This is a genomic window from Vibrio injensis, assembly GCF_001895205.1.
Classification (GTDB): Bacteria; Pseudomonadota; Gammaproteobacteria; order Enterobacterales; family Vibrionaceae; genus Vibrio; species Vibrio injensis.
The window spans coordinates 1-12,796 of the sequence record NZ_BDJF01000031.1; the positions used below are offsets into that span (position 1 = coordinate 1).

The window sequence follows — 12,796 nt, forward strand, 5'->3', positions numbered from 1 at the left end:
CAACTAACACTGCCTGAAGCCTTGTGGCGTCTGCCGTGTCAGTGAGGGCGCATTATAGGGAGTTCGATTGACTTGGCAAGTGCTTTTTATAAAAAATTTAAAAAAAACGCACAAGCGACTAACTATTGAACAATGCAGTGCGTATTTCAATCAACACATACCAATTCTTATATAAAAGCGTAAGCATCGGCAAACATCCGCTCACTGATTGCTTGTTTATGTTGAGTAAATTGCTCTCTCGCAGCCCCCGCCATATCAAATCGACCTGCTATATAGATATCAAATTCTGCTAATGAGTCAAAATCTGCCATCACTGCTTGTAATACATTGCCAATTTTGCCTGACCATTTTGTCGGTGCTTTTTCTACGACAGGAACAAAATGAACATGGCTATATTGATCCGCTATCGTTTGTAACTCTTGCAAAGCATAGAGCTGAGATTCATCTCTGGCTCCCCAATAAAGATAAATCGGTGTGATATTTCCTAGTGCTAGACAACGATCTAGAATCGAGCGAACATAACTAAATCCTGTGCCGCCGGCAATTAACAGTAATGGTCGCTCCACATCTTCTTGCAGCCATGCCTCACCATGAGGCGCATCGATCGTGATCTCGCCTTGCTGTTCAAATGCTTGCTGCATAACCTGCACTACTTCCTGCGCGTAAGCATTATGTTCGGCAGCGCCAATATGAAGCTCCAGCTCACCATCATCACGGCATGGACTACTGGCTATTGAGAAAGGTCGCTTATCTTTTTCTCCCATTACCACCATCAAATACTGGCCTGCTTTAAAAGCAATTGATGTGGTCGGTTGCAGTAGAATCTGATAAGTATGATTGGCTAAAGGCTTAATCAACTTCACTTTACATTGAATAGTCATGACTTCCTCTTCCTTACTTAACCAAAGTAAGTGCTATATGACGTAAAAAGAATGAGTCAGTAACCTTTACCTCAGCGGCCTTTTCTTAGTAGATATCCTTGCTGAGGTGATGACTGACTTCACCGATAAAAATAATTGATGTTTTATGATCAAGGCCTGACAAATACGCAGATGATTGGTTAATCGATCTTTAACAAAGGCCACATTTGATCGACTTTAGCAACCAATAGAGGCTCCTTCTTAATCGGAGTCCCCCATTCACGTTCGACTTCCCCAGCAAATTTATTAGTGGCATCAAAACCCAACCTACTGGCAAAGGTATTGTGATTCTTATCGCTCACCGTATCGCGTGCAGGATCCATACGGGTGGTAATCGCCCAGATAACATCATTCCAGTCACGAACATTAACATCATCATCACAAAGTACCACAAATTTAACGTCAGCAAACTGAGATAAAAATTGCCATACCGCCTCAAGTATTTGCTGAGATTGCCCAGCTTGGACTTTTTTCATTGCCACAAGCGCAAATTGATTATCAGCACTTTCAGGTAAATACAAATCGATCACTTGTGGATACTGATCTTTGAATACCGCAATGTTCTGCTCTGTTAACGATGCAAATGTATTGGATGGGTTGGGTTTATTATTGACTGACTCTGCAGGCCATTTACGAGTTGCGTCTAAGCCCATTTTCGAACCTAATCCTACTACCGGTGACGCAAAATCTAACGAATCGATAGGGGTATTTTCAATCATCAAACTATCGCGAACCGGATCCATATGCTCACACATCGCTTGAATGACCGATGACCAATTTCGAGCATCAACGCTTTCATCGCAGACAATCACAAACTTCGTATACATGAATTGACGGAGAAACGACCAAACCCCCATCATCACTCGTTTAGCATGACCTGGATATTGTTTTTTAATCGTTACTATCGCCATGCGATACGAGCAACCTTCCGGTGGCAAATAGAAATCAACAATTTCAGGAAACTGTTTTTGCAGTATCGGGACAAACACTTCATTTAATGCAACCCCTAGTACGGCAGGCTCATCAGGTGGACGTCCAGTATACGTACTGTGGTAAATCGCTTGTTGACGCATGGTGACATGAGTCACCGTAAAGACGTGATGACGCTCAACTTCATTGTAATAACCAGTATGATCACCATAAGGGCCTTCATCAGCGAACTCATTCGGATCAATATAGCCTTCAAGAACGATTTCAGCACTCGCGGGGACTTCCAAATCGTTACTGATTGATTTAACCACCTCAGTTTTACTGCCGCGTAATAAGCCAGCAAAGGCATATTCAGACAAGCTATCGGGTACGGGAGTGACAGCACCAAGAATCGTTGCAGGATCAGCACCAAAAGCGACCGAAACTGGGAAAGGCTCTCCTGGATTCGTTTCCATCCAATCTCGCAGATCGAGTGCGCCACCACGATGCGCTAACCAACGCATGATGACTTTATTTTTAGCAATTTTTTGTTGACGATAAATACCTAAGTTCTGACGTTTTTTATTGGGGCCACGAGTAATCGTTAATCCCCAAGTTAATAAAGGTGCGACATCATTAGGCCAGCAACTCATGACTGGGATTTTATCTAAATCAACCTCCTCACCCTGCCAGATGATGTGTTGGCAGAGTGCTTTTCGTAAACGCTTAACTGGCATATTAAGTACTTGCCGGAAAACAGGCAGTTTATCTAAGGCATCTTTAAAACCACGTGGTGGTTCAGGCTCTTTAAGATAAGCAAGCAATTTACCGACTTCACGCAAGTCTTGTACGCTTTCTCGCCCCATCCCCATTGCAACACGTTCAGGAGTACCAAATAAATTGGTCAACACTGGCAAGTCATAGCCTATTGGGTTTTCAAATAACAGCGCAGGACCGCCCGCTCGTAGTGTACGATCACTGATTTCGGTCATTTCATAATGAGGATCAACTGGATGAGCAATGCGTTTTAACTCACCACGCTGTTCGAGATAGTCAATAAAATCACGTAAATCCTTAAAATTCATAAGCTTTCTTGTCGTTGATTACCTTGAACTTAGTATAACAAAAAAGCGCTTTATTTCAGCGCTCTTTCCACCACCTCTCAGTCTATTTAGTCAAAATCAGCGTACGAAGTTAGATTTTTTCCAAAAAAAACACCACGCTAATAGTGTGGTGTTTTAGAGGATTTTACTTCACTTTACTGACGACGCATCGCATCGAAGAATTCATCGTTGGTTTTGGTCATTGCCAACTTATCAATTAAGAACTCCATTGCGTCAGTTTCACCCATAGGATGAACAATCTTACGCAGAATCCACATTTTTTGCAGCTCATCAGTCTTCGTGAGCAACTCTTCACGGCGTGTACCTGAACGGTTAAAATCTATCGCTGGGAAGACGCGTTTTTCAGCAATTTTACGATTAAGGTGCAGTTCCATGTTACCTGTACCTTTAAATTCTTCGTAAATCACTTCATCCATTTTTGAGCCCGTATCAACAAGAGCGGTAGCAATAATGGTTAAGCTGCCTCCCTCTTCGACATTACGCGCGGCACCAAAGAAACGTTTAGGACGGTGCAACGCGTTGGCGTCAACACCACCCGTCAAGACTTTACCTGATGAAGGAACGACTGTGTTGTAAGCACGAGCTAAACGAGTGATTGAATCAAGTAAGATAACGACATCTTTTTTATGTTCAACCAAACGCTTGGCTTTTTCTATAACCATATCAGCCACTTGTACGTGACGCGATGCCGGCTCATCAAAAGTAGAAGCTATCACTTCTCCTTTAACAAGGCGTTGCATTTCGGTTACTTCTTCTGGACGTTCGTCGATAAGTAGTACCATTAATACGCATTCAGGGTGATTACTGGCAATACTCTGGGCAATATTTTGCAGCAACATGGTTTTACCCGCTTTTGGCGGAGCAACAATCAAACCACGCTGTCCTTTACCGATTGGAGCGGCAAGATCAAGAACTCGAGCAGTAATATCTTCCGTAGAACCATTACCACGTTCCATCACCATACGTTCGTTAGCATGTAAAGGAGTTAAGTTTTCGAAAAGAATTTTGTTGCGGGCGTTGTCAGGCTTGTCGTGGTTAACCGTGTTCACTTTGAGCAGTGCGAAATAACGTTCACCTTCTTTGGGAGGACGGATTTTCCCAGCAATCGAGTCACCCGTACGCAAGTTAAAGCGACGAATTTGGCTCGGTGACACATAGATGTCGTCAGGACCCGCTAAGTAGGAGCTGTCTGCGCTGCGTAAGAAACCAAAACCGTCTTGAAGAATTTCCAAGACCCCGTCGCCAAAAATATCTTCACCACCTTTCGCATGTGCTTTAAGGATAGCGAAGATGATGTCTTGTTTTCTTAGACGCGCGAGGTTTTCAAGGCCTAGGCTCTCACCAAGTTTCACAAGATCAGACACAGGTCTGCTCTTCAATTCTGTTAGATTCATTGTGGTGGATACTTGTTTAGTCAAAATAGGATCTATTTTCTAGTTAAGATGGATTTGGTCTCAGGATTGACCAAGAAGTGAACACTTGTTTAATTAACGTGCGATAAACTAACACTAAAAATAAGCGTAGTCTAGAAAATGTTTTTTGCAAAATAAAACCGCACGTGAAGTGCGGTTTTACGCTTTGCGCTACAGATTGGCGTCCAAAAACTCTTTCAACTGAGTTTTAGACAACGCGCCAACTTTAGTTGCTGCGACACTACCATCTTTGAATAAAAGAAGGGTAGGAATACCGCGGATACCAAACTTAGGTGGCGTTCCTGCATTGTGGTCGATATTCAGTTTACCGATAGTGAGTCTGCCTTGGTACTCTTCAGCGATTTCATCAAGAATCGGGGCGATCATTTTACATGGTCCGCACCATTCTGCCCAAAAATCGACTAGAACCGGGCCTGCAGCTTTGATCACATCGTTCTCAAAACTTTCATCAGAAAGCTGCAAAATTTTATCACTCATCTTCCACTCCAATGTGTTTTTCTGAACTGATTGCATAACAACCAGTAAATTAGATGCTCTATTGGAATGTATTTACTTCCGTATTGCAAGTGTAAGCTGATATTCTATAGCAATGAAAAAGACACATATCACAGAGCAAAAGTTCGCCGACTTCGGTTTACACCCGCAAGTTATTGAAGGATTGGATAAAAAAGGGTTCGAATATTGTACCCCGATCCAAGCCTTGGCGTTGCCGGTCCTGCTCACCGGCCAAGACATTGCAGGCCAGGCCCAAACGGGCACTGGTAAAACCCTTGCGTTTCTTACTGCTACTTTTAACCACTTACTGACTACCCCTGAAGCGGAAGGGCGGCAACCTAACCAGCCCCGGGCAATCATCATGGCCCCGACACGGGAATTGGCGATTCAAATTTATAACGATGCTGAATCACTGATTGCTACCACGGGCATAAAAACCGCATTAGCCTATGGCGGTGAAAGTTACGATAAGCAGTTGGCTAAAATTCAAGAAGGTGTCGATGTATTAATCGGTACCACTGGGCGTATTATCGATTTCTATAAACAGAAAGCGTTTAATCTAAACCACATTCAGGCGGTCGTGTTGGATGAAGCCGATCGGATGTTTGATCTCGGTTTTATCAAGGATATCCGCTTCTTATTCCGTCGTATGCCTGAGCCTAAAGACCGCTTAAACATGCTGTTTTCAGCGACATTATCTTATCGCGTGCAAGAGTTGGCCTTTGAACATATGCATAACCCTGAACATGTGGTCGTAGAAGCGACGCAAAAGACGGGACATCGCATCAAAGAAGAGCTTTTCTACCCTTCTAATGAACATAAAATGGCCCTGTTACAGACGCTGATTGAAGAAGAATGGCCAGATAAAGCGATTGTTTTTGCCAACACTAAACACCGCTGTGAACAAGTTTGGGGCAGTTTAGCTGCCGATGGACATCGAGTGGGTCTACTGACTGGCGATGTACCGCAGAAAAAACGTGAACGTATTTTAGAACAATTCACTCAAGGTGAATTGGATATTCTGGTCGCGACCGATGTTGCCGCTCGTGGATTGCATATTCCTTTGGTTACTCATGTTTTTAACTATGATTTACCTGACGATAGCGAAGATTATGTCCACCGTATTGGCCGGACAGGGCGAGCGGGAGAAAGTGGTTCTTCAATCAGTTTTGCTTGTGAAGAGTACGCCGTCAATCTACCTGCGATTGAAGAGTACATTGAGCACTCGATTCCGATGTCGGATTATGATCCAACGGCACTGTTAACGGATTTACCTAAACCGCTAACTCTGCGTTCTTCATCGCAACAACGTCGAACTAATACCACAGGATCACGTCCAGGTAACCGAAAACCACAACGTCGTCCGCGTGCACCACGACCGAAAAAGGATTCGTAATTTATCTATGAGTCACCACACTTCTTCACCGCTCTATGCGGCTATCGACCTAGGTTCTAACAGCTTTCATATGTTGGTAGTTCGCCACGTCGATGGCAGCGTGCAAACCTTAGCGAAAATTAAACGCAAGGTTCGCTTAGCTGCTGGATTGGATGAACAGAATGCATTAAGTCAAGAAGCGATGCAGCGTGGCTGGGATTGTTTAAGTTTGTTTGCCGAGCGCTTACAAGACATTCCTGCGTCACATATCAAGATTGTCGGCACCGCGACGCTACGCACCGCGATTAATGCCGAGCAATTCTTGCAAAAAGCGAATGCTATTTTAGGTCATCCTATCGAAGTCATTACTGGAGAAGAAGAAGCGGCAACTATTTATAAAGGTGTAGCCCATACCTCTGGTGGCATGGGTCGACGGTTAGTGGTCGATATTGGTGGAGCTAGCACAGAGTTGATTATTGGTGAAGGGTTTGAAGCTAATGCGTTAACCAGCTTAAAAATGGGCTGTGTTACGTGGCTAGAGCGACACTTTAAGGATCGTCAACTCAATACCAGCAACTTTAATAATGCCATTCATGCAGCAAAGCAAATGCTAGAACCCATTTTAGATTCTTATTGTCAATTGGGCTGGAATGTTTGCGTCGGAGCTAGTGGTACCGTTCAAGCACTACAAGAAATCATGTTGGCGCAAGGGATGGATGAGATTATCACCCTCCCTAAACTCAAGCGCTTACAAAAACAGGCAATGCTAGCAGATCATCTCGAAGAGTTAGATATTGAAGGTTTAACGTTAGAGCGGGCTTTGGTCTTTCCAAGTGGCTTATCGATCTTGATTGCTATTTTCGAGTCTCTCAATATTGAAGCCATGACACTTGCTGGTGGTGCGTTGCGCGAAGGATTAGTCTATGAGATGGTCGATGGGCTTCGCCAAGAAGATATCCGAGCTCGAACCATTCAAAGCATCCAAAAACGTTATCAAATTGACCGTCAATACGCTCAACAGGTAGCCACTCTCGCCAGTCAACTGCTTGCTCAATGCGGTGGAGAAAGCTGGGCTCCTGAACCACAAGCGGAAATGTTATTACGTAGTGCCGCACAATTGCATGAAATTGGTTTAGCGATTGATTTTCGTAAAGGTGGTGAGCACAGCGCGTACTTGCTTCAACATCTGGATTTACCCGGTTATACCCGTGCACAAAAACAATACTTAGCTGAACTTACCCGGCGGTATCGAGAGCAACTCACTTCCCTACCGGAACAACATGCTCTTTCTGGAACGACAGGAAAACGCTTATTGCGCTTATTACGTTTGGCAGTATTACTTAGCCATCGACGTCATCCCGACTTAGAGCCTGATGTACAACTTGAGGCGCAAGGCGATAGTTTAACGTTAACCATTAATCAGCAATGGCTACAAGACAATCCATTAACTTGCAGTGAGTTAGAGCTAGAAGCTAACCGTCAAACGGATATTGGCTGGCCATTAACAATCAATGGTGATCAGTAACTAACGCGGCCAATAAAACTCTCGCGTCCCTAATTCTTAGGGGCGCGAGGGCTTATCGACATCGATTCAATAAAGCACGCAACTTCAACGGTTTAATGGGTTTAGCCAGAAAACTGAAACCAGAGGATTCGACGCCTTCTAGGATATCCGGCGTACGATCAGCACTGATGATCACCCCCCAAAAACAATCACCGAGTCTTAAACGACACTGCTGCAATACTTCTAAGCCAGTTCGGCCATGATCGAGTCGATAGTCAGATAAAATAACGTCGGGAACCCACTGCCCCTCTAACGCTTGTAAGCTTGATAGTAAATCAACGGCGGTTTTTACCTCACAGCCCCAGCGCTCCAATAATTGTCGCATCCCGATCAAAATGTCCTGTTCATTATCAACACATAGCACTCGCAAATTACTCAGATCAGATAACGTTTCTGACATATTCTGTTGAGGTGTCGGAATAGACATCGCTTGCGAGCGAGGTAACGTCAGCGAAAAAACGCTCCCTTTACCAGGCCAAGAACGCATAGTAATTTCATGGCCTAGCGCCTGAGCAATCCCTTTTGATATCGCTAACCCTAACCCTAATCCCTGATCAGAGCGAATTTGTCCGCCGCGATTAAACTCTTCAAAAATTTCCTGCTGTTTATCCTCAGCAATACCAAAGCCGTTATCCCACACCTCAATACGCACCTTACTTTTCGTGCGACGTATTCCAAGCACAACTCGTCCTTGCGGGCTGTATCGAAAAGCATTGGTGAGAAAATTTTGAATAACGCGACGCAGCAATTTAGGATCAGACTGAACATATAAGCTACAAGGCACCGTATCGAAGAGTATCTGTTGTTGCTTAGCTAATGCACTGAACTCGGCGTGTAAGTTCGTTAATATGGTATGGATCGGGAAGGTACGCTGATGAATATCCAACTTGCCTGACTCTAAACGTGAAATATCCAGTAAATCACCAATTAAGTCTTCCGCAGCACTAAGGGCGCTTTCAATATGATGCGCTAACCGTTGAGATTCTTGTTCCTTCGCCACTTCAGATAAAGAGGAAGCAAATAAACGGGCAGCATTTAATGGCTGCATCAAATCGTGGCTCACTGCTGCCAAGAAACGTGACTTAGATTGTGATTCACGCTCAGCTTTTTGCGTGGCGACAACCAACTGTTGGTTCAGTTTTTCTAACTCTCTCGTCCGCTCAACGACTCGCTCTTCTAAGTGTTCATTAGCCTCTTTTAAATTCCGTTCAGCATTGCGAAATACGGTGATGTCGCTAAAGCTCATCACAAACCCACCACCGGGCATAGGATTGCCTTGCACTTCAATCACACGCCCATCGCTGCGCATTCTTGATGAGGTATGCCTTGAACCTTGTTGTAAATACTCGACGCGCTTTCGAACATGATCTTCAGGCTCACCAGGGCCACAGAGTCCCTGTTGGGCATTATGACGAATAATATCAGCAATCGGCCGTCCGACTTGGATTAGTCCCGCAGGAAAATGGAACAACTCTAAATAACGTTGGTTCCAAGCCACTAGCCTCAACTGTTTATCGACCACCGCAATGCCTTGTCCGATATGCTCAATCGCCCCTTGTAGCAAACCCCGGCTAAAATCATACAGCTCAGAAGCTTCATCAACGATGGTTGCAACTTCTTCCAACTGCATTTTTCGTCCCTGCAGAGCCGAAGTCAGCACTAACTTAGCCGAGGAAGCACCAAAAACACCTGCAAGTACACGCTCTGTATGACGAATTAACCCTGCTGGCGCTTGTTGGTTTGGCATTAAGCTAACGTTTTGCTGAGCCCAAAATTGAGCAAAAGCACTGCGCACCCGGGAGCGACCGACAAAACGCGCAGCAAGCATTTCTAACTCAGCCACCGTAACCCGACTTTGGTAGAGGCTCATGTTTTCATTTTCAGGCAGCGGCGTACCAATAAATGACGCCGATTGTAAGCGCTCACTTAAACTTGAGCGAGTGGCTAGCGAGACAACCACATAGCACAGCGTATTGAGTGATACGCTGAGTAGCATTCCCCAGTCAACGCGACTCATTCCCTGCTCATATAACCACTGGGGAGGCGTGATCAACCATAATAAAATGTTATTTTGCGCATCCCCAGCGAGCATCTGTGTTGCACTCATGAGAGTGATAAGCCACAAAGTAAAGCCAACGGCTAAGCCTACGTAAACGCCTTTACGATTACCATCTCGCCAGTACATTCCTCCGAGCAAAGCCGGGGCAAATTGAGTAATTGCCGAAAAAGAAAGAAAGCCAATCGCTGACAAAGACGGAATACTATCGAGAGCAAGATAAAATCCCCACGCGCCCAATAGTAATAATAAAATCAGAGTGCGGCGAATGATCACCAATAAACCAGAGAAATGGCGGTGATTGCGATGCGTTAAACGCATCCGACGTAATAAAAGAGGCATCACCAGATCATTCGAGACCATGATCGCCAACGCTATCGTCGACACAATCACCATCCCTGATGCTGCGGAAGTTCCGCCTAAAAAGGCTAATAAGGCAATCTGCTCAGCCCCGACGTGCATCGGAACGCTCAACACCAAGGTATCAGCAGGAGCATTAGGTAGTAGCGCTTGACCAACCCAAGCAATCGGTAAAACAAATAGCCCCATCAACATTAAATACAGAGGAAAAAGCCAGCGAGCGGTGTGCAAGTCTTGCGGTCGCTCATTTTCTACTACCATGGTATGAAATTGACGTGGTAGACAGATAATCGCTAGCATAGTTAACAGAGTGTGTACTAATAACGTTGGCCAGTTAGGAGCCTGATAGGTTTGCTTGGCAATCGCCAATACGTCGATGGTGTGATCAGCAAAGATCATATAAACAATGAATAATCCCACCGCTAAAAAGGCCACCAATTTCACTATCGATTCAAACGCAATCGCCATCATCATGCCACGATGATGCTCGGTGTTATCAATATGGCGCGTACCAAACAACATGGTAAATAACGCCAAGGCCAAAACCACAAACCAAGAAATATGGTCATCTTGATAACCAAATTGAGCGTATAGATCCGGCGCAACGACATTCAGCCCCATGGTGATACCACGTAGCTGCAAAGCAATATAAGGTAAGATTCCGGTAACAGCGATTAAGGTGACGGCTACGGCCAATCCTTGTGATTTTCCGTAACGTGCGCCGATAAAATCGGCAATTGAGGTAATGTGTTCACGCTTAGCAATCAAAATCAGTCGCGCCAAAACACGCCAACCAAAAATAAACACCAGCATCGGTGCAAGGTAAATAGGTAAAAAAGCCCAAGGATTGGCACTGGCTTGACCGACCGTGCCATAAAAGGTCCATGATGTGCAATAAACGGCAATGGATAGGCTGTAGATCCATGGTCGCCAGTGCGCTAACCAACGCGTTTGTCTATCGCCATACCAGGCAATCAAAAATAGTACGCCTAAATACATCAGCGAGACTGGGATCACTATCCATCCATGCATTGGCTACCCTTTTTCCTGCGCCTATAAAAACCTCTCCATAAGGAGAGGTTATTTAACAAAGGATAGACTCACAACTCAATCACTAAGCATCAATTCTGTGCTTCAGGCTCGGCTTTAAGCGTTTGTCCATCCTGTAAGACTGAGCTCGGCAGCTCAACTTTAATCAAGAGTGCTACAGCCCCCATCGCCGCCATTATCCAAAATACTCCCGCACCAAAGTGATCGTATCCCCAGCCACTGAGCGTGGTCAGCAACGCAATAACCGCACCAAGAGGAATAGCGTTATACAGTGCTTGTAAAGCAACCATTTTATTTTGAGGCGAATGTTGAATATATTGAATCGCGGCAATATGCGCCATTGCAAACGTAACACCGTGCAGCAACTGAATCGCGACTAACGCGATGATCGCCGTTGTCGACGCGGTCAGTCCCCAGCGTAACATTACCCCAAGGGCGGCCACCACGAACAAAGATCGTAGAGTCCATCCGGCAAATAAACGCTTACTTAAGGCAAATACCAACACTTCAGCCACCACCCCCAAGCTCCACAAATAGCCAATGATCGCTTCCGAGTGCCCAGCTTGCTTCCAGTGAATCGCACTAAAGCTATAATAAGCGGCGTGGCTGCCTTGAATCAAAGCCATCAATAGCAAAAATTTGATGACTGGTAATTCACGCAATAACTGCGTTAATTTAGGGCGTACTGCGTGAGCGTGACTTTCCGTGACTGGCATCACCTGCGGGTTACGTAAACTAAGCAGTAAGGTGATTGCTGCACCAAATAAGGCGGTATAGAGGATCATGCTACTGCCGTATAACGCCACTAAATAGCCAACCACTGTCGACCCAGCAATAAAAGCCACCGAGCCCCATAAGCGAGAACGTCCGTAATCGAGTAATTGATGTTTCGCGTAAAAATTAGCCATTGCATCAGAAAGCGGAACAATCGGCCCACAACAGAGGTTAAATAACACCGTTGCTAAGGCCATTAGCCAAAAACTACCGCCAGTAAAAAAGTGAAACGCGATAAATAATAACGCTGCCAAACTGAGCCAGCGTAAAGCAGGTAACAAATGTTCGACTTTATGGATCCGTGGCGTAAACACTAAGTTCGCCACACAGCGGGTTGCAAAACCAATCCCGACTAACAAACCAATATCGGTGGCAGAGACACCTTGATCAGCAAACCATAATGACCAAAACGGTAAATACACCCCGTAAGCAAAAAAGAAACCAATAAAGTATTGGGATATCCACCCAAACGGGGAAGGGTTCAACATAACAGATCCTAAATAATTCATCGCCCAAAGCCTCCCCTACTAACGAGTCACTCGCCGCCAACAGCGGCTAGACATCCGTTGCAGAGAAAACACATCGGGCATCGATAATAATCGGCGATTATGCAATAAGTCCCTAAAACTAAAAAGGGATCTTTCATCGCCTTGTCGATTTCCCGGTTATTGGATAAACGCGACAAACTCAGAGTCTCGCGAAATAAAAACAGATGGCCACCAAGAGTCAGACAACG

General features: G+C 45.0%; 8 protein-coding genes. 2 read left to right on the plus strand and 6 right to left on the minus strand.

Features of this window, described 5'->3' with window-relative positions; genetic code table 11:
• Positions 1-167: 167 nt before the first annotated feature.
• The 4 genes from fre to trxA form a co-directional block, all read right to left on the minus strand.
• Positions 168-881: an NAD(P)H-flavin reductase gene (gene fre, locus BSR11_RS15705; RefSeq protein WP_072671282.1), complete on the minus strand. Its 714-nt coding sequence runs from the start codon at positions 879-881 to the stop codon at positions 168-170.
• Positions 882-1,060: 179 nt separating this feature from the next.
• Complete coding sequence (ubiD, locus tag BSR11_RS15710; protein ID WP_072671283.1) at positions 1,061-2,914, minus strand: 4-hydroxy-3-polyprenylbenzoate decarboxylase; 1,854 nt, start codon at positions 2,912-2,914, stop codon at positions 1,061-1,063.
• Between the two features lie 173 nt (positions 2,915-3,087).
• A complete protein-coding gene (gene rho / locus BSR11_RS15715) occupies positions 3,088-4,347 on the minus strand; it encodes a transcription termination factor Rho (protein ID WP_072671284.1) in 1,260 nt (419 codons plus the stop codon).
• Positions 4,348-4,536: 189 nt separating this feature from the next.
• A complete protein-coding gene (gene trxA, locus BSR11_RS15720; RefSeq protein WP_072671285.1) occupies positions 4,537-4,863 on the minus strand; it encodes a thioredoxin TrxA in 327 nt (108 codons plus the stop codon).
• Positions 4,864-4,975: 112 nt separating this feature from the next.
• Between trxA and rhlB the strand changes: the two genes are divergently transcribed.
• Positions 4,976-6,277 carry an ATP-dependent RNA helicase RhlB gene (gene rhlB, locus BSR11_RS15725; RefSeq protein ID WP_072671286.1) on the plus strand — a complete coding sequence of 434 codons (1,302 nt, stop codon included), beginning with the start codon at positions 4,976-4,978 and terminating at the stop codon, positions 6,275-6,277.
• Between the two features lie 7 nt (positions 6,278-6,284).
• Positions 6,285-7,781 carry a guanosine-5'-triphosphate,3'-diphosphate diphosphatase gene (gene gppA, locus BSR11_RS15730; RefSeq protein WP_072671287.1) on the plus strand — a complete coding sequence of 499 codons (1,497 nt, stop codon included), beginning with the start codon at positions 6,285-6,287 and terminating at the stop codon, positions 7,779-7,781.
• Positions 7,782-7,833: 52 nt separating this feature from the next.
• Here gppA and BSR11_RS15735 read toward each other — a convergent pair whose 3' ends face one another.
• Positions 7,834-11,268, minus strand: a complete 3,435-nt coding sequence (locus BSR11_RS15735) for a hybrid sensor histidine kinase/response regulator (protein ID WP_072671288.1) — start codon at positions 11,266-11,268, stop codon at positions 7,834-7,836.
• 89 nt (positions 11,269-11,357) lie between these two features.
• On the minus strand, positions 11,358-12,548 hold the full coding sequence (locus BSR11_RS15740; protein ID WP_072671289.1) for a 3-phenylpropionate MFS transporter: 1,191 nt from the start codon (positions 12,546-12,548) through the stop codon (positions 11,358-11,360).
• Positions 12,549-12,796: the final 248 nt, after the last annotated feature.